This window comes from Paenibacillus sp. MABNR03, from assembly GCF_050455445.1.
In the GTDB taxonomy this organism is placed as follows: domain Bacteria; phylum Bacillota; class Bacilli; order Paenibacillales; family Paenibacillaceae; genus Paenibacillus; species Paenibacillus xylanilyticus.
This window is the reverse complement of the sequence record NZ_JBCIYR010000001.1, coordinates 1,296,201-1,319,513: the sequence shown is the minus strand read 5'-3', so window position 1 is coordinate 1,319,513 and position 23,313 is coordinate 1,296,201. Positions and strand designations below refer to the sequence as shown.

Sequence of the window (23,313 nt, the reverse complement as noted above, 5' to 3'; positions counted from 1 at the left end):
TGATCAACGTAATCGGCTGCTTTTGTACAACTAACGGGTAGTTATGCGTAACTTCCAGGGAATGTAAACATCTAAATAACGTAAGTAACGAGGAGGCAGACAATTCATGGGAGGAACGAATGTATGGGATGCGGAGTGGGAGGTTAACGAAGAGCAGGCGCGGACGCTGATCGGCAGACAATTCCCTCGGCTGTCATCGAAGCAAGTAAAGCGATTGGGCTGGGGCTGGGACAATACGGTTTTTCTCATCGGTGACGAGTACGTGTTCCGGTTTCCAAGAAGAACGATTGCAGTTGGCTCGATTCGTATGGAAGGGAAGCTGCTGCCGAAGCTGGAGGCATATATGACCATCCCCTATCCGAAACCGTTGTTTTATGGCGAAGCAAGTGACGAATACCCAGCACCATTTCTTGGCTATGCCTTCGTGCCAGGAGATTTCCCAATCGGTTTGACGGAAGAACGCCGGGCTTTATCGGCAGAGACGTTGGCGAAATTTTTGCGGAGATTGCATGAGTTTCCGGTGCAGGCGGCGCTGAAGTGCGGAGTTCAGCAAGATCATCGAAACTTGACGGACATAGCATCGCGCAAAGTGAAATTGGAGGGCTTTCTATCGAAGGTGGTTGAACACTTGTCGCCGGAGGAGTCAGGTGTGATCGAAGCGTATATGAGCAGGCTGCAAAAGGACCGTGTCGAGGCGGTGAATGCACTGCTTCATGGCGATCTTCATTTCAAAAATATGCTTGTGAATGAGAACGGGATCGTTTCCGGCATCATTGATTGGGGCGATCTGAGCGTAGGACATCCGGCTTGCGATTTGAGCGTTGCTTATAGCTTTTTACCACCTTACGCTCGCGGCGTGTTTTTCGAAACGTACGGAGGAGCGGACGAGGAAACGAAGCTGCTGGCGCGGCTGATGGCGGTATACATCCCCATACTGATCTTAATGCAAGCGGTCGATGACGGGAATGTAGCGATTGCGGTAGAGGCGAAATCCAACATCATGCGGGCACTGTCGGATTAGGCTCATTATTTCGTTGCGGCTATGGGGCTAGGCTATCGGCACCATTTTGTCGTTTAATGGACGCGATAAGGTACGATCCGCCTTCTCTGATGCCGCTTTATGTTGAGGAACACGAAATTCAACAGAGTAAGTCATTGCGCTAACGGGAAACGATAGCTCAATAAATTCATGTGAAGTCAATCGTAATAGTGGTTGGCTTCTTTGGCTTTAATGATTTCATATAAACTACAGTTTAAAGTTCCTAACTCAAATTGTACATTTTGAGGTGTTACTTCCCGCAACCGATATTTCTAGTGATTTTTCATTCATAACGAACCTGAAACGGGCAAATTTCACACTTCTTCTAGGCGAAAAAGGAAAGTGTATGTAGATGGGTGCATTGGAAGCATAAGCTTGCCAAATGGCAAACGTATGGGTTAAGTCTCAATGTTGAGACTTAACCCAGGATCAGATATTTACCCATAAGTATGTCAGAAAATGCTTAGAAATTTGGTGTTTCGTTATAATTTAAATGTATTGGTAAGCATAAGTTTGCTATGAGTCGAAATTGGAAGCATAAAGTTGCCGTTAGTCCCCATTAGGACGACTTTTCATTTAACTAACGGGCAGGTTAGTTGAATGACAAGGGAATAACACACCGCACATAGAATACTTTATCTCTAAAAGGGAGGGGAACACATTGCATGATATGATGAATAAGAGACAATTTATTGGGATGACAGTTAAAGAACAACGTTCTGTAGTATTTAAGGTTAATAATCAAGAAGAATTTTTCCGTGGTGTTTCTAGAGAACTAAATGAGGGCTACCTATTTGTTGAAACAGAAGAAGGTATACACTGTAACTTTAAAATGGATGACATCATTGAGATTTATGCTATCAAGTCTTCATCTCCAAAGCATAGTGCTATCCAATCCCACAGTTTGATGAAAGGTAGTAAGGATGACCTTGAAAACCTGGTACTCCAGTTTGAAAGTTTAAATGACGATGTAAAGAAACAAATTACCTATTCTTTATCAAAAGTGCTTGGTAAGCAAGTGATCATTTCGAAAATGGATATAACTTCATACAATTTATCTGAAATTGAAATGATTGCTAACACGATAAATGGATATATACTCACTATTAAAACACTGGATATTCAAATCCGAATTTTTTGAAACATTGAACAATATGGATTTACCTCAAAAGACTTGTTTTGGGAAAGGGCTAGATCACAATCGAGAATAGCCAAAGGAAAGGAAAAATTATAACCGCTAAAATAGCTTTCAAAAATTCCTGGGAGATGAGTATGTGAAAGAAGGAATTAGAAATGTTCTGTTAGGTACTGTAGTTTTTGTTGTTGGCTTTTCCGTTATTATTCTTCTTACAAGCTCCGATATTGAAGCTGAACTTACATATTATGCTGCCATAGCATATGCTCTTTTATACTTAGCCAGTGTTATATCCTTTTACACCGCGGTAAAAAGATGAATCAATTAAAAAAGTGAAATTACTCATTAAGCTAACGGGAAACTATAGCTCATTAATACCTAGAAGGCAACTGATCATCGTGATCGGCTGCTTTTGTTAAGCTAACGGGCAGGTTAGCGCAACGAATTTGAAAATAAGATACGGTTCACTGCCTTGTGTCTAACAGCAAGTTTTCATTCGGAGCTTCCAATGTGACGCCGTTAACGTTTGTCAATTCACCGAATGGAATGACCTACGTCTTCACGACACGGCGAGCAAGCCGCCGGCGATTGATCGAATTGATTGGCACTATGAAAAACTCCGAAAACCCACTACACTTAAGGGTTTTCGGAGTTCTTTTAAATATTCGTAGTTAATCATTCAACTAACGGGAATCAATAGTTCCATAAAACCAAAGGAGGCCGCCGATCTACAGGACCGGCGGCTTTATTCGACTACCGGAGCAGTAAAGTTTAGCTATAATCGACTTTTATCACCATAAAATAAAGGTTACTTGGTAAAATTGTGAAGTTAAAATCACATTAACTGGAGTGGATACTATGCTTTCTGAAGAAGATTATGCGAAGGTAGCGAAAGAAGCTTTACGTCAATATCCAATCGTTTGGGAAAAACTTGTGTATCTCGGAAAGAGTGATAATGTTACATTTCAAGTTCAGACCAACGATGATAATCAGAAGTTTCTTATCAAAATCCATATCGCAACGATTTCCATTCAATCAAAAGGGAATATCGCATCAGAGCTTATTTGGCTTGAAGCTTTGGTTAAAGATACAAATCTCGTCGTACCTGCCCCTGTCAGAAATCTTCAAGGTGATCTGGTAACAGAAATATCAACTGATCTTAGCGAAAATACAATCATGGTGACTATTCATCATTGGATTAAAGGAAGCGTGCTGAAAAGAGAGCCAACAAGTAATGAAACTGAAAATTTGGCTCTCTTAATGGCGGCTCTACATAAACATTCTATGCAGTGGAATGCACCTGAAGCCTTTAATAGACCAATATACAATTCTGATCATTTATATTCATCACTTCATCAATTAAAACAGTTAGTAAATTTAGAGCTTATCTCAAGCGAAGTGTTTGTTCATGTGGAAGAGTCAGCACATAAAATAGCAAATGTGATACAAAATCATAAACGTTTGCCGAGTAACTGGGGAATTATTCATTCTGACCTTCATGAGAGTAACTATGTTTTTTATGAGGATACTCCTAGACCTATAGATTTTTCGAATTGTGGCTATGGCTTTTATTTATTTGATATGGCTGAAACATTTATGCATCTTTCATCTGAGAATAGGAAAGTATTTATTTCATCGTATAGCAAAGTAAATCAACTACAAGAGAATTATTTGGAGTTATTAGAAGCATTTTTTATTTGGTCAATAATTAGGACTTTCGCATTCCATTCTCTAAATTCAAATGAACAACAATCCTTAGCGGAAAATTTCCCATTAGTTATTCAAAACTATTTTAGGAAATATCTCAAAGGAGAAAATTTTTTATTAAACTAACGGGCAACTAAAAGAGTAGTTCTATTCAAAGAAACCACTCCATTGTCAGGAGTGGTTTTCACTATGTATACTTATGTAGACATTATGGTCAAATTGTATTTTGTGCTTAGATACATTGCGTGGAGCCGTATCATAAATAAGGGCAAGTTTTTTTTGCTGACTTTTTCGTGCAGAAATTGCAAGGTATTCATTTTTTATTTCCAATAAAATTACCTTGAAGGGAGGGAATACGATGGATTGGTTGGACAGGATGAATAATGCCATGGAATATATCGAAACAAATCTAACGAACACTATTTCATTTGATGAAATAGCACAGAGAGCCTGTTGCCCTACCTATCACTTTCAAAGAATGTTTCCATTTATTACTGGCGTATCGTTATCGGAGTACATTCGACGTCGTCGGTTGACATTGGCTGCATTCGAACTGCAGACAACAGACTCAAAGGTTATTGATGTTGCTATGAAATATGGATATGATTCGCCGGAGGCGTTTGCACGGGCCTTTAAGAATCTTCATGGTATTATGCCGATATCTGCGCGCGATACAGGCGTTTCTCTAAAAGCCTATCCTCGAATGTCCTTTCATATTTCAATAAAAGGGGATATCGAAATGAATTACCGTATTGAGCAAAGAGGCTCTTTTGAGATGTTTGGAGTATATGGATTTATAAATGAAGACCAGAAAACAGCGTTTTCTGAAGTTCCTCAATTCCGTATAAAATGTGATGATGATGGCAGCGTTGATCTTATGAACGACTTACTGGGACGTTTTGATGACACCATGTTACACGCCGCCCTTTACGATCACACTAAAGAATCTTTCAAATACATGGTCTGTTATCATTTACCTAAGGGTCTTGAAATTCCGGAGAGATTTACAAAACTTTCTGTCCCAACATTAACGTGGGCGATTTTCCCGGAGCCGCAATGTGATATGCAAAAACTATGGGAACGAATCTATTCTGAGTGGTTTCCGACATCTGAATACGAACAGGTTGAGGGCCCTAGTTTCGAAATGTATTATGGAATGGCACGGCATGGAAATGTTTCAGGAGAAATCTGGATACCGGTGAAGAAAAAAATAACGCTCTTACACGAGCGAAATGTAGGCGTTAACGAAGATGACAACTGAACAAATCTAGATTAATAAAGGGTCATCCCCACAAAGGATGGCCCTTTAACTTCCCGTTACAGACAGCGCGATGAACGTTGAATTATCTTCACTCTCTACGACTAACCTACAAATCCAAGTAATATATTCTGGTGAATTGTGGTTTTGAATAGCCACGGTTCGCCGCAACGACTCCCCTCCGTGAATAAGTGTTCCCTAATTGCAGGGGACCTTAAAATTCGCTTTACTTATGATACGGTGAAGCGTATCACGAATTAAAACAGTGATTAAGCTAACGGGAAACGTTAGCTCAATAACAATAAAAAAGTAGTCGATCATTTGATTGGCTGCTTTGGTTCAATTAACCTGCCCGTTAGCTTAATGAGGTCATCAGTCTAATATAATTTTTACGCTCGCTACTGTCCTAAAAGGTATACAGAAAAGGATCGTCAGCATTTTTGCAACGATCCCTATTTTCAGTCCCGCAAGTCGAAATCAGTGGATAGAACAGGTTATGTTTCAGTATTCAGTTGCAAAGCTAATTATCCGTATACTTCCTTTGGTGAATCGGCGTACCTTTAGTGACTTCACCTGTCGCTGTATTGATTTCTAGGGGTTCTACTAAAACCTTCCACCCATTGTCGCTTTTAAAAACTTTATAAGGGAGTGGTGGTGACTGTTCGTAGCCTTGTCCTGCATATTTTTCAATCACTGAAATCTCAACTTCATTACTATTGATCTGTTTGCTTCCCACAATTTCATACCCAGTAGTAGGATTGGTTTTAAAATCCTTTACATACCCTTCTTCACGACTTTTCTCATCCAAATAGTTTATATCTTTTGAATAGAACATCATTCCCTCGGCATCCCTAGCAATGTAAGCATCATAGTACTCAGTTGCTGCCTCCATCGGAGTTTGGGCAATAACTCTTTCCGCAGTTGTATTCGTCGCTACTAAAATAGAACCAGCAACAATTCCAGCAAGTAAAAGCGGTAATAATTTTTTTCCCTTCATGGATTGAAGACTCCTTTTCCTGTTATATTCCTAAATAACGGCAAATCTCCTTTAGGTTTACTAAGTATAACGTGTTCAATTATCGGAAGGTTGTAAGATTTCTGAGAAATATTATTTTCAAAAGGGGGAAACAACTACGGTGGATAAATTTCGAGTTGTTGTTACAGTACTGCTCGTATTAATTACTGTCTTGCTGAATCTTATCTATTTCGAGTTGAGACATAGCAACAAGGTACTAGAAGGTATTCATAGAGTTTTGTATAATGCAAATTAAAGCACATAACAAGGCTGGCGGTAAAAACTGTGATCGACCGGAATATCAGTTATTGAAGCGAGTCATGCGTGAGGGAGATACGCTCTTCGTAAAATCAATTAATCGTTTTGGCCGCAACAAACAAGAGATATTGAGAGAGTGGCAATGGCTGATCGATGCAAAAATTCATGTTGTGGTGATCGACATTCCAATTCTCGATAATCGGAAGTACCAGGAGTTGGAGGGGAGCGGGCAGCTTATTTATGGATCTTGTGCTTCAGATACTTAGCTGGCTTGCTGAAGAGGAACGTAATGGCATTAAGCAAGCATAGGCTGAAGGTATTGCTGAAGCCAAGAAAAAAGGGAAGCACCTAGGGCGGCCACAAATAAATTTGAATACTCTTACACCGGCGCAAAGGAACACCCTGGATACTGACTATCCTCTATGGAAGAATAATGAGCTTTCGGCTGTAGAATTTATGAAAAGATTGGATCTGAAGAAGAACACCTTTTACAAGGTTATGAAGGAGTTTGAAACTCATTAGAAAGACTATGCAAGATAATGTTCGTCTGTACTCCTGTTTGAAGGTTTAAATGACGATGTAAAGAAACAAATTATCTTTTCTTTATCCAAAGTGCTGGGTAAGCAAGTGATCATTTCGAAAATGGATATGACTTCATACAATTCATTTGAAATTGAAATGATTGCTAACACAATAAATGGATATATACTCACTATTAAAACACAGGATATTTCTCGTTCGGAAATTTCTAAATCATACAACAATATGGATTTACCTCAAAAGACTTATTTGGGGCAAGAGTTAGATCATTAATCAACACGGGAAACGATAGCTCAATAAAACCAACAAAGCAGCTGACCATCGTGATCGGCTGCTTTTGTTCAACTAACGGGCAGGTTAGCTCAATGACTAACCTTCACATCGAAAAATATGTGCAACACTTTCCCTTGGATAATCGTTCCTAATATGTAGGAGGGTGTTGCACGATGAGGTATAAAATAGTGATAATTTGTGTTTCATTTTTATTATTACTTTCGGGATGTTTAGATGGAGGAGACATAAAAAGAAATCTGACGATGGGAAATGTAACGCAGTCTATTAAAGGACAAAGTATTAAACTAAGTGAGAAGGGAAAAATCAACGAACCATTTGTAGTTTTAGACAATGTGAAGCCCTACGGGTATTGGATCGGGAATAGCGTCAATAATGACGAATCGGTAAATTTGCTAGTTTATGTGTTACAGTCGGAAAAGGCACGAGGGGAAGCACGTGAATCTTTCAACGAGCGTTTGCAAAACGCAAATCTAATAACATATCCAAATATATATGAGAAAAAGAACATTATGATAGTTTACTTCAACGAATCAGAAGTAGATCGGTCGTTCGATGAGCAACTGAAAAAAACAATTCAAGACATGTGACATTCCACATTTTCTTAATAAAGGGGAAGTAATCTATACTGAGTTAAGAAGGCTATATTAAGAATTCCCTATTGAACTAACGGGAAACGTTAGTTCAATAATTCAAAGAAAGCAGTTGATCAAAGTGATCATCTGCTTTTGTTGAACAAACGGGCATGTCAGTTCCAATTTGTGGTATATCTCATTAAATGACATTTACTAAGCGGAGGTGCTTATGAATCCTGCTCTTGAGACCTATATCCAATCAATGGCCGGTCGGGACGTGACTGTCATCGGCGCTGGTGTCAATAACGCACCATTGATCCGCATGCTGAGCTCGACCTGGCGTGCACCATAGTGCGCGATCGTAACAAGGCCCTTTTTCGAAAGGAGTGTAATGATGGGGTCAGGTTGCACTTAGGGGAGGATTACCTGGATCACGTTGGGAGACACAGTTAATTTCCAAAGTGTTTTGCTTTATTAGTTGCATGAATTACTACTAAAAATACGTTTTTTAGCAAAGGTTAACTTCGTTAATACAGAAATAAAAGCTATTATGGCAAATAAAATTCCACTAAATAAAAGACTTCCAATCCCAAATTGAGAAATGAACCACCCGCCTATTGCAGATCCAAGTGTTATTCCTAAATTAGCGAACGATAAATATAAACTATTCCCGAATTCAGGAGCATCCTGTGTTTCAGTGCCTAGCCAGGTCTGGCTTAAGAGAAAACCTGCAGAGTGAACTGTTCCCCAAATAAAAACTATGATTATCGTCATGGTGGTATAATTTCCACTTAATACAAGTAAACCGTAAGTAATAAGGAAGATAATTGGATATATAATAACAGTTCGATTTGTATTTTTTTGTAGGAAATAACTAAACAGGAAGTTTCCTATCAGCTACGACATTGATGAAGAATTAGGTAAGTTTCATAATCCTAGTATATTTATCTTGGCCAAACAAGATTCTGTAGCCAAGTTCCAAATTTGCTTCGTTAATTAAAGACAAAGGGCATAAACGCCTGAAGTAGGGAACTTTGTGTCAATGTTGTTGCAGGACAAGAACATTATTCCATTCAAAGTCGCTTATTTAGCGGCTTTTTTGTACCATTGCCGAAAAGGACAAAAACATTGTGTCATTTCGGATTAGGTAGGTATATAAACAGTTGGATGATGGAACTCATGTAGCGAGATAAAAGCACAGAACTCAGTTCCATTGCTGAAACATGGTACCAATGTCGATTTTAATTCTTATCTGTTTAATTAAACTAACGGGCAGGTTAGTTTAAAAAGCATTGCACCAGGACAGCTATTCAAAGCGTTTTGTTACTTTTAGTTAGCAGTCATTACTAAAACAGAAAACCGGTAGTAGTTATATTTTATTCTAAGATGAATTTACTTATCATTGTAAATTACTTTGTGATACATAGTAATGTGTGGTACGATGTAAATGGGGTGAACAAAATGACAGAAAGCAGTATCAGCCGAGATTTGCTTCGCGGTAACATGGATACGATCATCTTACGGGTTTTAACCGAAGGAGATAACTATGGCTATGAAATTATAAAAGCTATTTCGAAATATAGTTATGGTCAGTATGAATTGAAAGAACCATCACTTTATACGAGCCTCAAAAGATTGGAATCCCATGGTCACATAAAATCGTACTGGGGAGATGAAAGCCATGGAGGTAGGCGTAAATATTACACAGTTACTTCTTCTGGTCATGAAGTATATTTACATAATCTCTTAGCATGGAAAAATGCCAAAAAGTTAATTGATCAATTAATTGAATCAGAGGGGGGAGCAGAATGAACAAATTAGAAAAATATGTAGACCATCTATTTACCGGATATAAAAAGACTCGGCAAGTGCAAGAACTTAGAAATGAGATTCTAAGCAATCTTGAAGCCAAAGTACATGATTTGACAGCACATGGTATGAAATACGAAGTTGCAGTACAAGAAGCAAAAAGTAGCATCAAGAGTGTAGACGGCTTGGTGGAGGGGCATTTTCCATATTACGTGAATAAATACAAAGCGGAACTTCTTCAAACCGCAGCGCTCTATTTTTTAATTGCCTGGGTTCTAACTATACCTTTAAGTCTTATCGAACAAGCAGGTATTCTCTTAAGCGTCATTCTGCCGATTTTGGCAGCAGTTTGTTATATAAGTTATCTTAAGAAAACTAATCTAAATCAAAATAATAAAGATATAGCTATCTCTCATGATGTCTCGAATAAGCGTCATCGCAATATAGCTTGGGCTATTTGGACTGTATTTTTCCTTATCCAATCGTTGTTCACGACAGCTATCCATTTTGGAAGCGATATATGGTTTGGAAGAAGTATTCAGATACTAGGACCTTATCAGTTTGCAGTTCTTGCAACCCATTATATTTGGCCCTTAATTACTGTTATTATTCCATTATTGTTCCAAGCTTCATTGAAAGTGAAACAAAAACATATGGTAGGTGAATCTTTATGAATAAAAAAAACACAGCAAATTTTGTTCTAGCTATGATAGGGATTATTCTCTTTGTCACCGTTTATGGAATCCTATTGCCGAGAATGGAACGCGAAGATCAAGTCTATGCAGCTCAACAGACTGACCCTCTAACTCACAATATTGAAGAATCCATCAGATATAAAAATAAATACATGGGTGACGCGGGGAATTTATCGGGTCTAATTCATTCTCTTCCTCTAGGCAATATTGAGAGTGAACTTGAGCTCTTTCCTGATAAGCTGGCAGCAAATATATTATATAAATCTTTTACTGCCGACATCACACCAGAACTGTTGGAACGTTCATTAATATATAATGCAACAGCAACCTTTGCATTAATTGATAACTTGCAGGAGATTCGTTATACATTTTCTGACTTATCGTATGTAGTATCTAGAGAAGATGCAGAAATGTTGCAGGGGCAAGCTAACTCTCCATTAATTAATTCCCCTAATAAATGGAGAACTGAATTTCAAAGTAAATTAGAAGATTCTAAATACGTGGAAATGGGAATGAAGACGTTGTACTAAATGGTTGATTATTATCTATGAAATTAGATTGATTGCAAAGATTGAGCTAACGGGAAACTATAGCTTAATAGAACTAAGAAAGCAGCTGGTCAATGTGATCAACTGCTTTTGTTCAACTAACGGGCAGGATAACACAATAAACTTATCGAATTAACTTGGAAATATTTCAGTTGAAACGGAGGTAATTGGTTTGAAACATGACTTTAATAGAGAATGGTTAGTAAAAAAGTTTGAAGAAATTCGGAAAAGAATTCTAAATGCAATTAGTCAATTAGATGATGAACAACTCAACTGGAGACCCCATGAATCAAGCCACAGTATATCAACACTTATTAGGCATGTAGAAGGCAATATTAAAGAAAGAATCTTGAAGGGAATATTACATCAAGAAATCCAGAGAAACCGCGAAGAAGAATTAACACATTTTTTTGTTGAGAAGTCTGAACTAGAAAAGGTCTGTGCAGAAAGACTCCAATTCGTTATCGATACGATAAGAAACATATCCGATGAGACACTAGAACAAAAGCAAATAGTGAGGAGTCGAGAAAGAACCAATCTAGATATGTTGCATCAATGCGCTGCTCACTTTTCGGAACACATGGGACAAATTTTTTACATTGCAAAACAATGTTTGAAGGAACATTACAAATCCTCATCATTGTAGTTCCTAAGCACGAACTACGCTTACGAGGAAAGATAGCTCAATAAAAACCAAAAGCAGCTTAATCAACTCGATCTGCTGCTTTTGTTCAGCTAACGGGCAAGGTTAGTTCAAGTATGTGGTACTAGGTACTATTTGTTTGGGCAATGATGGGGAAATGGTAGTCATGAAGGGGGCGGCTATGGCGACCACAATAGGTCTTATTAGACATGGGGTTACTGAATGGAATATTCTTAGCAAGGCTCAAGGAACATCTGATATACCGCTAAACGAACAAGGAATAGAGCAAGCAGCTGCACTGGCAAAAAGACTTTCAAGCGAAGAATGGGATGTTATATTCTCCAGTAATCTAACGAGAGTTAGGCAAACTGCCGAAATCATTCAGCAATGTTTAGGAGTACCTGTATTCACTGATGAACGTATTAGAGAGATTAATTGCGGACTAATTGAGGGCACCACCGAGGAAGAGCGTATCACTCGTTGGGGAGCAAATTGGCGTGAGCAAAATCTTGGTATGGAAGATTTCAAGATGGTCGCAAAGCGAGGTCTAACTTTTCTCGAAAAACTGATTAAAGAATATGTTGATAAAAGAATATTAGTTATAAGTCATGGAGCATTGATTGGGCTGTCATTACAACATCTTTTGCCGCAACATTTCCAAAAAACGAATATAGATAATACTTCTATAACCATTCTTACATACACTAACAACAAGTGGGCATGCCAATTATATAACTGTACCAAACACCTTTAGCTATTGTGGACTAAGCTAACGGGAAACGATAGCGTAATAGAACTAAGAAAGCAGCCGGTCAAGCTATATATACTACTCGAAATGGAGGACGACTAGGAAATGATTCAGTCCATTGTACATATCGCTTTGGTTGTTAAAGATTATGATGAAGCGATAGCATTCTATACAAAAGTGTTGAATTTTACATTAGTTGAAGATGTTTATCAACCAGAGCAAGATAAAAGGTGGGTAGTGGTCTCACCTCCTGGTTCGGTCGGTACTACCATCTTACTTGCAAGAGCTTCAAAACCTGAACAAGAGCCGTTTATTGGCAATCAAACTGGTGGTCGAGTATTCCTATTTTTAAACACTGACGACTTCTGGAGAGATTATAATGAAATGGTCTCAAGGGGGGTGGAATTTGTTAGAGAACCCAAAGAACAATCTTACGGAATAGTTGCTGTATTTAAAGATTTATACGGAAATTTGTGGGACTTGCTAGAAATGAATGAAGATCATCCAATTTCCAAACGAGTTAGGTGATTTATAATGAGTTAACCGCGAGATTAAACTAACGGGAAACGTTAGTTTAATGACAACAGCGGCAGTCTAAGACTTTATTTTTCAAGTCTTGGTCTGCCGCTGCTTCTTTTAATGGACTTGTCAAAAAATTATTTTCTAATAGCTGACGATTCTTCTCTTTAAAACCAACGGTAATTCAACGACTCCAGTCTAACACTTTATTTTCACCAAACAGTTACATATACTAGAATATAATCATTTCTCATCTTTTTGATGAAGCAATAAACATTCACATAGTACATTTTTTTGTACTTAACAGTAGAAAGCAGGTGAAAAGGTGTCTAGATTATATAAGGATGGATTTGATAAAGAGTGTATAAAGGAACATAAAGAAGAAGTTTATGGCATTGCCTATACCCAAAACATACTTTCTGGGCGTTGGAAATATATCATTCTTTGGTATTTAAAGACCAAAGAGCGTCGTTATAGTGAGATTAAAGCTTTTTTATGGGATATTCCACAAGGTTCTCTTACAAAGCAACTTCGAGAATTAGAAAGAGATGGCTTAATAAATCGTAAAGTTTATCCAGAGGTTCCTCCTCGAGTAGATTATTCATTAACCTCAAAAGGGAAAGAATTCATTCCTATAATTAATTTGATGGAAGAGTTCGGGAAGAAGTTCGGGGAGCAGTTCGGGGAGCAGGTAGACTAACCAAAGCGTTCTATTTATCGTTTACAATTTACCCCAAAATTTAAATGGTGGATAAAGTAAAGTTGTGGGAGGAGAGATCGTTCTAACGGCAGTTTTCTTTTACGATAAAAGTTTGTGAAGAAATGTATTAAAGTAACGTAGGAAGAAGTAAAGATCCTAAGCTGTCATTGTGGCAGCTTTATTTTGCACTAACCAAGCTATTCAGTACAAAAAATGTACTAAGGCAATTTTTATTGCCCTCTTTAAAAAAATGAGAATTGGTTTTATTCTATTGTCTGTAACAAAGTTACTCAATGCACCAAGTTGATAGGCAAACGGTGTAATAAACTGAATCTGTCATTTTAGTGTGAAACGCTGATGTGGGTTCATCTTTCAATCTTTTGAGTTAGATCCATACTTTTGCCCCCGTTCTAGATAAATTCAATCAGTTAAAATGTGAGGAGGTCCGTTTCACCATGTTATAGTTAGCACGCTAAATACATTTTGATAGTGGGGGCATACCTATGATCTTTAAGGTTGGATGCGATTTTCATGAGTCGTTAGATAAAATTTCATCCCAAATGCGTCGAGATTATAACGAAAGTCTAAGAGAACTTAATCTTCATGTACGCCAGGATAAACAACTCGCTCGTTTGTGGTTAGGTGATGGAATAACACAAATGTAACTAAGCTATGTGAACATTTAAAATGCGTACCGCCTATGGTAACAAATATGGAGAACAAAACAATCAAGTTATTTCTAGGAGGAATTTTACAATGTCAAACTCTCAAAATTCAGAAAAGATCGAACAGCAACTGTTCTTAGATGTGATTCGTGAACGTCGTTCTGTTCGTGCATACGATCCATCCGTGCAGATCTCACGTGAAGAAATGACTGAAATACTCGAACTGGCAACATTGGCTCCTTCGTCTTCGAATCTGCAGCCATGGCGTTTTCTCGTTATCGATACACCAGAGTTGAAAGAAAAGCTTTTGCCTATCGCGTTTAACCAACAACAAGTAGTCGAAGCTTCTGCCGTTATTGCTGTGCTAGGAGATTTGAAAAGCTACCAGAAGACAGAAAAAATTTATGGTCAGGCTGTTGATGCAGGTTTTATGCCGATTGATACGGCTAAATCATTCATCGAACAAAATGTTGATATGTACTCAAACATGTCTCCTGAAGCGACGCTACAAATCGTATATACGGATGGTGGCCTAATTTCGATGCAACTCATGCTTGTCGCACGATCTAAAGGTTACGACACTGTTCCGATGCATGGATACGATAAAGCAAAGTTATTTGAAGCGTTCGGAATTTCCGAGCAGTATGTGCCGGTTATGATCATTGCGATTGGAAAAGCAACAAAACCAGGACATCGTACTACACGTCTTCCTATTGAGGATGTAGCGTTCTTTAACAAATTTCCATCAGAATAAGCTTGACTTAATGCAAAGAAGTATTTCATATAAAAAGTAAAACTTTATTTTATCCCTATTAATTTATATGCCTATAAGGTGGACTCGAGATACGTGCAAAACAGGTGAAAAGGTGTCTAGATTATATAAGGATGGATTTGATAAAGAGTGTAAAAATAAGAATTAGTTTTATTCTATTGTCTGTAACAAAGTTACTCAACACCACAAGTTGATAGGATAACGGTGTAATAAACAGAATCTGAACATTTCAGTGTGAACAAGTTGATTTGGATCAAGGTTCTATCTTATCGTTGGATCCATACTTTTGACCTCCATTCTAGATAAATTTAGCCCGATAAAATGAGAGTAGGTCCCTTAAGATAATGGATACCTAAATGTCATGATGATATAGTTAGCATACTAAATATATATTTATGACTAGCGGAGGCTGGTATGAACCATAAGGTTGATTGCGATATTCGTCAGTCGTTAGATAAAATTTCATTTCAAATGCGTCGAGATTATAATGAAAGTCTTAGGGAACTTAATCTTTATGTAGGCCAAGATAATTTACTCTCTCGTTTGTGGTTAGGAGATGGGATAACACAAATGCAGCTTTGTGAACATTTAAAATGTGAACCGCCTACGGTAACAAATATGGTTAAATCATTGGCACAAAACGGATTTATATACCGTAAACGTGATGAACAAGATGCAAGGGTTATGCGAATTTATCTAACGGACAAAGGCAAAGAATTAGAGAAGCCGGTTGAGTTCAAATGGAAACAGCAGCAAGAAAAATTACTCCATTCAATCTTACCGGAGGAACGCTTAATATTGAGGGATCTTATGAAGCGATTGGAGAGAAACCTAGAATAAGGTTAATTAATAAATATATTTAGCATATTAAATATAATTGTTTACTTAGCAACCTAAGTATCTGGGTAATCACCAGTTAATTAGCTAGCAAGTTATATATCACTTCATTTTCTCCGATCTATCGAAATGCGATTGGGAATAATTTACTCCAGGCTCTTTTGCTTACTTGGAGCATATTTAAAACAAAGGAGATACATGATGGAATGAAAGAAAAGAGATGCAACTAGCACTACAATGGTTTCGGGGTACGGAGCCGAATCAGCACTTGGAGAATGCAGGGCACCGCCCAAGCAGCCGAATAGTTATGTGAAGCGGCTAAATTAGCCGAAAACGAAAACTTTCAAATGATCTTTATCGCCAATACTCCAGCATTAACCGTCGACTTAAGACCTCAGATTCCTTTTCAGACTAGCTAACCAGACTAGTCTGAGAGAAGGCGAAGTATTCTAAAATAGAAAGTGAGGAAACACAATGAAAAATCGTGTAACAGACATTTTAGGGATTGAAAAACCTATTATTCAAGGACCAATGAGTTGGCTAACAGACGGTAAGTTTGTAGGAGCTATTAGTAAGGGTGGAGGACTAGGTGTGCTTGGCATCAATGCTGGACAATCAGAACCTGCCAAGACCGTTGAAGAAACGGTGGAGAATATGCGCCGTGAGGTTCGTATTGCTAGAAGTATCACCTCAAATCCTATTGGAATCAATATCATTCCTACGGTGGCAGGTTTTGACCTCTATACACAACCCATGCTAGACATGATGGTAGAAGAGGGGGTCGAAGTGGCTGTGATGGTAGGGGCATTTTCAAAGGAATGGACTCAAAAATTTAAGGCCAACAATATCAAAATCATTTATCGAGGGGCACCAACTGTTGAAGTGACAGAGGAAGCTATCAAAGGTGGTGTGGATATTCTGGTTGCCACAGGTTTTGATGAAGGGGGACAAGTTCCAGCAAACGTTATTGGTACCTTTTCTATTGTGCCCTTGGTGGTAGATGCTGCAAAAGGTCGTGTGCCAGTATTAGCCGCTGGCGGGATTACAGATGAACGCACTGCCAAAGCTGCAATGGCTCTAGGAGCGGAAGGGGTGTTTGTCGGGACTGCCTTTCTTGCCTCAAAAGAGTCTCGTATGGCTGATAATATTAAAGATGCTTTAATTAAATCAGATGCTAATGATATGTTGCTTTATCGCACGCAACCTGCCTATTACCGTTCTCTACCGGGGGAACTCCCAAATAAATTGGCAGAATTGGATCGCAATTTAGCCAAAAATGAAGAGATTTACCAAGCATCGAATCCAGCATCGGGGATGAGAAATGGCATGCTATACGGTGATTTATCAAAAGGTTTCGCCTCATTGGGGCTTGGCATTTCAATGATCCATCAAATTGATTCGGTTGAAATCATTATCGATCGTTTAATGAGTGGCATTGAGTGAAAATATATTCTGGTAGATGCTTTAAGATAAGAAAGGACGATTTAAAATGAACAACTGACAAATTTATCGCACCTGTTTTACTGGTAAGCGGTTGTGATAGATGATGTTTATGTTGTGCCTAAAGATGCCATTGATTTTTATCAAGAAACGGCTTCAAAAAATAAAAGTTTGAGACTTTATAGCGAACTTGGACATTATTTGATGTTTGAACCAAACGGAGATGTAGTAGTTGATGATATTGTGGGATGGATCAATCAGAGAGTGAAAAAAAATAAAGGAGGAAAACGATGCACGACTATTTAGATAATTCAAACAAGCAAATCAAGCTGGCCATCATGTTTGTAACAGGCTATGGTGGTGAGGGTTATTCTTGGCGATTTAATGATAGTAATCCAAAGGCTTACACCGACATCAATGCCTATATTGAGCTTGCCAAACTTGCTGAACAGGGTAAAATTCACACGCTGTTTATTGCGGATACACCTGGGATGGTGGGAGCTGGGGTAAATGGTGATATGGCTCGAAAATCACCGATGTTTGTGATGGAACCGATGACGATGCTAGCTGCTGTTGCCACGCATACCCAGAAAATCGGTTTGGTAGCAACCTATTCTACCACTTACAACTTACCGTATAATTTGGCTCGCCAACTTAAAACGCTGGACCTCATAAGTGGTGGGCGTGTCGGATGGAATGCGGTAACAACAGGAACTCGTGAGGTTGCTTATAATTTTGGAGCTAGTCCTCTGCCTGACACTACCACTCGTTATGAAATGGCAGATGAAATGGTAGAAGCAGTGCAGTCTCTTTGGGGAAGTTTTGGCGAAAATGCCTACATTACAGACCAACAAACTGGCGAATTTATCAAACTGGATCAATTAACCCCTGCAAATTTCAATGGTCAATACTACCAGACCCGAGGCCCACTTCCCCTTCCACCAAGTCCGCAAGGGCAACCGCCTATTTTTCAGGCAGGTCCAAGTTTTGGAGGGGTGGAAATGGCAGGTAAATTTGCCAGCGGTGTTTATGCTAACCCTTTTACGATTGAAGAAGCTCGTCATTACCGTAATTTGTTAAAACAAAGTGCGATAAAATACGGTAGAAACCCTGATGAAATCAATATGTTTTCTGGTTTTATGGTTACGGTGGGCGATACTTATGAAGAAGCACTTTCCCGCCGTCATCAGTTACTAGATTTTATGGGGAAAGATGCATTTGAAGGACAAATTCGCTATTTGTCAGCGATGATTGGCGTAAATTTACATGACTTGAATTTGAATGAACCCCTACCAAAATCTTTACAATATCAAGCCACGCCGAATCCAGGCGACCCACGCTCACTAAGAGCAGTAGAGCTAATCAAACAAGGGCTAAGTCCAAGAGATGTATTGGCAAACGGAATCATCAACTATCACCCTGTAGTGGTTGGCACGCCTGAAGATGTGGCGGATTTCATTGAAGAATGGTTTAAAGCAGGGGCAACGGACGGTTTTTCCATTGTGCCAGAGAGTCAAAAAGGTGTAAAAGATTTTGTGGAAAAAGTTGTGCCCGTGTTGCAAAAACGAGGCTTATATCATCTTGATTATGAGGGAAATACTTTGCGTGAACACTTGGGTGTGCCGAAGCAATATGGAGTGAGAAAATAGATTAATTTCTTTGATACTGCTGATAATTATTCAGAAGGTGAAAGTGAAATTATTCTAGGACAATCCTTCCGAACATTTGTCACCTAAATAACGAATCATATGTTTTACTTGGATCTCAAGGCAAGCGTTTGTCCATGCGGCTGAGATCTGATGACTGTGAACGATTATCCAAATTTGCTTATTCACTTGATGTTTTAGTTCAGGGAGCAGCATCCGCATCGATCATAACCGAATTGCTCAAATAAAGAAGGTTATGATTACGTCATGGCTCAACTGATAAGAGTAACCTGGATGAAACGTCAGAAGGACAGATACGGAGATTAGCAAGCCACATCGATGCAAAGAGTCCATACGACTATGTTACCTTGAGCATGGTCTAGGGCTAAGCATGTGGAAAGATCCTAGAAGAGCAGAAGAAGGTAGGGATGGTGTTAGAGGGATGGAAGAGAAGCCGGAGAGTATAAAGGAGTGCTTTGAATAAAACCGTTCACAAATAAACCGGCTGAAAGCCAGTTCCTTGTTAGTTGGCTAGTTTGATGTTTGAAACATGGACTGCCAAGGACCAAAAAATAAAGACCTAGACTGTCGCTGTTTCATTGACTAACGCGCTTCCATTCTGCGGATCGTACGGATACATCTACGCTCTTTCGAAAATACGATATGTTACACTGTACCCTCCATTCAGATAGTTAACTCAATCCAAAAACACCTTATACCTGCTTAAAATTATAATGAATAGTCGGAACTACAAGGAAAAACAATAAAATATAAATAATGGGTATGATTTTCTCTTACGGACGAACAATAGTTGACGGCTGAACTACACACATGATATATTTAGCCTGCTAAACAATATCAATAATAAAGGTCGGGAGAACAACATGGAGAAAGAAATTGACTGTGAGATCCGTGAGCTGTTCGATAAACTTTCGGCAAGAATGAGACGAGATTACGGCGAAAGTCTTAGGGAACTAAACCTGCATGTCGGACAAGATAATCTGCTCTACCGTTTATTCTTAGATGATGGAGTAACACAAATGCAGCTAAGTGAACAATTAAACTGTGAACCTCCCACTATAACCAACATGGTTAAATCACTTGAACAAAACGGATTCATCTATCGTAAGCGTGATGAAAAAGATGCACGAGTCATGCGGATTTATTTAACCGATAAAGGAAAGGAACTTGAGGAGCCCGTTCGTATTATATGGAAAAAGCATCAAGAAAAGTTGCTAAAATCGATCTCAATTGATGAACGACTCCTCTTACGACGGCTTATGAAGCAAATGGAGAGTAATTTGTTTTAAGCACTCTCCACTTTCTGAATATTAGTTAGCAGGCTAAATTATTATTTAGCACACTAAATAATTTGATGTTTGAAAGTTTATCTAATTGGTTAGTGGGCTAACGATCTATGTCTCTTTCATACAAACGGACAAAGGAGATAAATTCATGACGACTTGAGCGGCCATTAGCAGCATCCCATGTGTATTCATATGAAGAAGAAAGAGCCAAGGCATTCAACCGTGAACGATTTGTTATCGAAAGTATTGTAAATGTGGCCAAAAGACTAAGTGAAAAAGCAAATGAAGCCTGGGTGGACGAAATTATGATTCCGATTTTTAATCCGAAAAGGCTACGAGATTAAAAGCCATTGGGATATTGGCTAGAGAGTTTGATCTTACAGAAAGAGGAGCAAAAATGAAAAGTAAAAAACAGCTTAAGATCGGCGTTATAGTTGAAGGGGTTGGTTGGAGTTACTGGGCATGGCGCCACCCTAATATGCCTGCCAATGCAAGCGAAAGTGTAGATTTCTATGTCAAGATGGCGAAACGAGCAGAAGAGGGCAAGTTCGATATGGTTTTTTTAGCAGATGTAAGCCATATAGGGCCTGGAAATATCCCGCATTTTCTAAGCATGTTTGAAGGTGTAACGATACTATCCGCATTAAGCATGGCCACTAGCCACATCGGGCTTGCTGCGACTATAGCCACGTCTTACGCTGATCCATTTACAGTGGCTAGACAGATGGCCTCTCTCGATAAAATTAGTAACGGGCGAGCGGCATGGAACGCTGTTACATCTAATTCTGGGGGGTTGGCTAACTACAGCAGAAGGCATTTGTCTAAAGAAGATTTATACCCTTTGAATAAAGAGTTCATCGAAATTGTAGAAGGCCTGTGGGATTCCTATGAAGATGATGCTTTTGTTCGTGATAAAGAGAGTGGTATCTTCCTCAATCCAAGAAAGATGCACCAACTGAATTACAGAGGCAAGTACTTTTCTGTTGACGGTCCGCTTAATATTAGTCGTTCTCCACAAGGAAGACCCGTCATTTTTCAAGCGGGTACGTCTGAAGCGTTTATGAATATCGCATCCAAACATGCTGAAGGTGTGTTCATAAATGGGGATGATTACAACTACGCCAAGCAATTTAGTAAGGAATTGAGAAGAAGAGCAGGCCTTGCAGGACGAGCTCCGGAAGACCTGTTAATTATGCCTTCACAACACATCATTGTTGGAAGAACAGAAACGGAGGCGAATGAAAAGTTTCTGGAGTTACAAAGGTTATCGCCCCCAGGATACCGTACTCCTAAACCCCTATTTTTCGGATCCGCAGAGACCGTAGCCGATAGGATTGAACATTGGCATCAAACGGGCACAATGGACGTATTGCTTCTAAGACAAGAACATCCTTCGGGAATTGATGATTTTATTGATCTGGTCGTACCGATCCTGCAGGAAAAGGGAATATTCCGAAGTGAATATGAATCCCGTACGTTGAGAGGTAATTTAGGTCTTCCTTTCCTGGAAAATAGGTATACAAAAGATAAAGCCTGACGACCGTCGTTATGGTGCAGGTAGGGCAAAAAAATAAACGACTATGTTGATTTCAAGGAGATAGTGAAATGAAGAAGCAATACAATACACGTGCCATCTTGGCATCGCTGCTTATCTGTGGTTTTGTTGGGATGTTTAGCGAGACCGCTCTAAACATAGCAATGACTAATTTAATGGAAGTGTTCCACATTTCGGCGGCTACAGCGCAATGGTTGACAACAGGTTACTTACTAACACTTGGTATTCTAATGCCGTTCACTGGTCTATTATTGCAAATGTATACAACAAGACAACTTTTTATCGTGTCAACAGCTAGTTTAACGGCAGGTACATTCTTAGCGGCTGTATCCTTAAACTTCGAAATGCTCATGTTTGCACGTGTTATACAGGCAATTGGTATGGGGTTATTATTACCGCTCATGTTTAACACATTGCTTGTGATTTTTCCTCCAGAAAAGCGAGGCGCAGCGATGGGCTATATTGGGTTAGTCTTATCGTTTGCACCAGCACTGGGGCCAGCGATTAGTGGGATGATAATCCAGTATTTGTCTTGGCACTTTATTTTCTGGTCCTTACTACCATTCATAGTGATTGGTATGTTGTTTGGGATGAAGTATTTAGAAAATGTAACAGAAGTAAGTAAGCAACGTATTGATGTGCTTTCAGCAGTTTTATCCACAATTGGTTTCGGAAGTATCGTATTTGGATTTGGTCAAGCTGGTGAAGGAGGCCATGGGGGGGAAAGTTCCGTCGCTCTGACGTTGATTATTGTTGGTGTGATTGCACTTATCTTGTTTGTATTGCGACAAAATAAGGATCAGCCGTTACTAAATTTACGTGTATTTAAATATCCGATGTTCGTTGTCGGGGTTTTCCTAGTGATGATGTGTATAGTGATTTTTATGACCACAATGATTGTTTTGCCAATGTTCTTGCAAACAGGGGCAGGGCTATCTGTATTTGTTACAGGCTTAATATTATTACCTGGTAGTGCAATAAATGGTATTTTCCAGATGGTTTCTGGACGCTTATACGATAAGTACGGACCGAAATGGGTTATAATTCCAGGTTTAGTCATTGTGATGTTGGTTTTATGGTTCTTCACAACATTAACGCCAGCTTCATCAGTTGGATTAATTATTGCATTGCATATGGTTCTAGCGGGAGGGATTGGACTCGTTTGGCCAGCCTCACAAACAAACGCCTTAAACTCGCTGCCATCTGAATTATATCCACATGGTTCAGCTGCCCTGAACACGTTGATGCAAGTCGTTGGGGCTATGGGAACAGCTGTAGCGATTAGTATTTTAACAGGTGGAAAGAATAAGTATTTAGCTTCCTCATCTACACCAACAATGCCGAATGAAATCGCAAATGCGATAACTGCGGGAGCGCAAACCGTGTTTTGGAATTTGCTTTTAATTGCTGTTATTGGCTTTATTATTGGCTTGTTCGTGCGCCGCTCCGTTATCAACCGCGGAACAGAAAAGAGCATGCATATGCATTAAATATGAAAGTTTATTTACACGTATTCACCATGCTTTTATGACAAATAAAAAAAGAAGAGGCACATTATCACGGATGTAGCGGACAGTTACGTGGATTGCAAAGCGAGTATGATTGTCATGC

The 23,313-nt window shown here is 39.0% G+C and carries 24 protein-coding genes; 22 read left to right on the top strand and 2 right to left on the bottom strand.

Features of this window, described 5'->3' with window-relative positions; all coding sequences use genetic code 11:
* Window positions 1-106: 106 nt before the first annotated feature.
* The 5 genes from AAIH57_RS05635 to AAIH57_RS05615 all read left to right on the top strand — a co-directional run bounded on the left by AAIH57_RS05635 (window position 107) and on the right by AAIH57_RS05615 (window position 5,142).
* Complete coding sequence (locus AAIH57_RS05635) at window positions 107-1,021, top strand: phosphotransferase (RefSeq protein ID WP_430020870.1); 915 nt, start codon at window positions 107-109, stop codon at window positions 1,019-1,021.
* Between the two features lie 679 nt (window positions 1,022-1,700).
* Window positions 1,701-2,180 (top strand): hypothetical protein, encoded by a 480-nt coding sequence (locus AAIH57_RS05630; RefSeq protein ID WP_430020868.1) that lies wholly within the window; start codon window positions 1,701-1,703, stop codon window positions 2,178-2,180.
* A gap of 133 nt (window positions 2,181-2,313) precedes the next feature.
* On the top strand, window positions 2,314-2,493 hold the full coding sequence (locus tag AAIH57_RS05625; RefSeq protein WP_430020866.1) for a hypothetical protein: 180 nt from the start codon (window positions 2,314-2,316) through the stop codon (window positions 2,491-2,493).
* Between the two features lie 539 nt (window positions 2,494-3,032).
* A complete protein-coding gene (locus AAIH57_RS05620; protein ID WP_430020865.1) occupies window positions 3,033-4,007 on the top strand; it encodes a phosphotransferase enzyme family protein in 975 nt (324 codons plus the stop codon).
* 232 nt (window positions 4,008-4,239) lie between these two features.
* Entirely contained in the window at window positions 4,240-5,142 is a 903-nt protein-coding gene (locus AAIH57_RS05615; protein ID WP_430020863.1) for an AraC family transcriptional regulator, read from the top strand.
* 517 nt (window positions 5,143-5,659) lie between these two features.
* Here the strand turns inward: AAIH57_RS05615 and AAIH57_RS05610 are convergent.
* Window positions 5,660-6,136 carry a hypothetical protein gene (locus tag AAIH57_RS05610; protein ID WP_430020861.1) on the bottom strand — a complete coding sequence of 159 codons (477 nt, stop codon included), beginning with the start codon at window positions 6,134-6,136 and terminating at the stop codon, window positions 5,660-5,662.
* A 263-nt stretch (window positions 6,137-6,399) separates the two neighbouring features.
* Here AAIH57_RS05610 and AAIH57_RS05605 point away from each other — a divergent pair, with 263 nt between their 5' ends.
* Window positions 6,400-6,678, top strand: coding sequence for a recombinase family protein (locus AAIH57_RS05605; RefSeq protein ID WP_430020860.1), 279 nt, complete (start codon window positions 6,400-6,402; stop codon window positions 6,676-6,678).
* 720 nt (window positions 6,679-7,398) lie between these two features.
* A complete protein-coding gene (locus AAIH57_RS05600; protein ID WP_430020858.1) occupies window positions 7,399-7,833 on the top strand; it encodes a hypothetical protein in 435 nt (144 codons plus the stop codon).
* 459 nt (window positions 7,834-8,292) lie between these two features.
* Here the strand turns inward: AAIH57_RS05600 and AAIH57_RS05595 are convergent, their stop codons facing one another.
* Window positions 8,293-8,700, bottom strand: coding sequence for a hypothetical protein (locus tag AAIH57_RS05595; protein WP_430021338.1), 408 nt, complete (start codon window positions 8,698-8,700; stop codon window positions 8,293-8,295).
* Between the two features lie 579 nt (window positions 8,701-9,279).
* On the opposite strand from AAIH57_RS05595, the gene AAIH57_RS05590 reads away from it, so the two are divergent.
* The 15 genes from AAIH57_RS05590 (at window position 9,280) to AAIH57_RS05520 (ending at window position 23,192) form a co-directional block, all read left to right on the top strand.
* On the top strand, window positions 9,280-9,630 hold the full coding sequence (locus tag AAIH57_RS05590; RefSeq protein ID WP_175398567.1) for a PadR family transcriptional regulator: 351 nt from the start codon (window positions 9,280-9,282) through the stop codon (window positions 9,628-9,630).
* On the top strand, window positions 9,627-10,301 hold the full coding sequence (locus tag AAIH57_RS05585) for a permease prefix domain 1-containing protein (RefSeq protein ID WP_430020856.1): 675 nt from the start codon (window positions 9,627-9,629) through the stop codon (window positions 10,299-10,301). Before AAIH57_RS05590 ends, AAIH57_RS05585 begins: the two co-directional genes overlap by 4 nt.
* The gene (locus AAIH57_RS05580; RefSeq protein ID WP_430020855.1) at window positions 10,298-10,852 is read left to right on the top strand and encodes a DUF4825 domain-containing protein; all 555 of its coding nucleotides are present in this window, start codon (window positions 10,298-10,300) and stop codon (window positions 10,850-10,852) included. Before AAIH57_RS05585 ends, AAIH57_RS05580 begins: the two co-directional genes overlap by 4 nt.
* A 190-nt stretch (window positions 10,853-11,042) precedes the next feature.
* The gene (locus AAIH57_RS05575) at window positions 11,043-11,516 is read left to right on the top strand and encodes a DinB family protein (RefSeq protein WP_430020854.1); all 474 of its coding nucleotides are present in this window, start codon (window positions 11,043-11,045) and stop codon (window positions 11,514-11,516) included.
* Window positions 11,517-11,694: 178 nt separating this feature from the next.
* Window positions 11,695-12,267 carry a histidine phosphatase family protein gene (locus tag AAIH57_RS05570; RefSeq protein WP_430020853.1) on the top strand — a complete coding sequence of 191 codons (573 nt, stop codon included), beginning with the start codon at window positions 11,695-11,697 and terminating at the stop codon, window positions 12,265-12,267.
* A gap of 99 nt (window positions 12,268-12,366) precedes the next feature.
* Window positions 12,367-12,789, top strand: a complete 423-nt coding sequence (locus tag AAIH57_RS05565; RefSeq protein WP_430020852.1) for a VOC family protein — start codon at window positions 12,367-12,369, stop codon at window positions 12,787-12,789.
* Between the two features lie 316 nt (window positions 12,790-13,105).
* Window positions 13,106-13,480: a winged helix-turn-helix transcriptional regulator gene (locus AAIH57_RS05560; RefSeq protein ID WP_430020851.1), complete on the top strand. Its 375-nt coding sequence runs from the start codon at window positions 13,106-13,108 to the stop codon at window positions 13,478-13,480.
* A gap of 756 nt (window positions 13,481-14,236) precedes the next feature.
* Window positions 14,237-14,899, top strand: a complete 663-nt coding sequence (locus AAIH57_RS05555) for a nitroreductase family protein (RefSeq protein ID WP_430020850.1) — start codon at window positions 14,237-14,239, stop codon at window positions 14,897-14,899.
* Between the two features lie 432 nt (window positions 14,900-15,331).
* On the top strand, window positions 15,332-15,757 hold the full coding sequence (locus AAIH57_RS05550; RefSeq protein ID WP_175398576.1) for a MarR family winged helix-turn-helix transcriptional regulator: 426 nt from the start codon (window positions 15,332-15,334) through the stop codon (window positions 15,755-15,757).
* Between the two features lie 471 nt (window positions 15,758-16,228).
* On the top strand, window positions 16,229-17,197 hold the full coding sequence (locus AAIH57_RS05545; RefSeq protein ID WP_430020848.1) for an NAD(P)H-dependent flavin oxidoreductase: 969 nt from the start codon (window positions 16,229-16,231) through the stop codon (window positions 17,195-17,197).
* Between the two features lie 114 nt (window positions 17,198-17,311).
* On the top strand, window positions 17,312-17,500 hold the full coding sequence (locus tag AAIH57_RS05540; RefSeq protein WP_430020847.1) for a hypothetical protein: 189 nt from the start codon (window positions 17,312-17,314) through the stop codon (window positions 17,498-17,500).
* On the top strand, window positions 17,485-18,843 hold the full coding sequence (locus tag AAIH57_RS05535) for an NtaA/DmoA family FMN-dependent monooxygenase (protein WP_430020846.1): 1,359 nt from the start codon (window positions 17,485-17,487) through the stop codon (window positions 18,841-18,843). Before AAIH57_RS05540 ends, AAIH57_RS05535 begins: the two co-directional genes overlap by 16 nt.
* Before the next feature lie 881 nt (window positions 18,844-19,724).
* A complete protein-coding gene (locus AAIH57_RS05530; RefSeq protein WP_175398573.1) occupies window positions 19,725-20,150 on the top strand; it encodes a MarR family winged helix-turn-helix transcriptional regulator in 426 nt (141 codons plus the stop codon).
* 394 nt (window positions 20,151-20,544) lie between these two features.
* The gene (locus AAIH57_RS05525; RefSeq protein WP_430020845.1) at window positions 20,545-21,684 is read left to right on the top strand and encodes an NtaA/DmoA family FMN-dependent monooxygenase; all 1,140 of its coding nucleotides are present in this window, start codon (window positions 20,545-20,547) and stop codon (window positions 21,682-21,684) included.
* A 68-nt stretch (window positions 21,685-21,752) separates the two neighbouring features.
* Window positions 21,753-23,192 carry a DHA2 family efflux MFS transporter permease subunit gene (locus AAIH57_RS05520; protein WP_430020844.1) on the top strand — a complete coding sequence of 480 codons (1,440 nt, stop codon included), beginning with the start codon at window positions 21,753-21,755 and terminating at the stop codon, window positions 23,190-23,192.
* Window positions 23,193-23,313 lie beyond the last annotated feature (121 nt).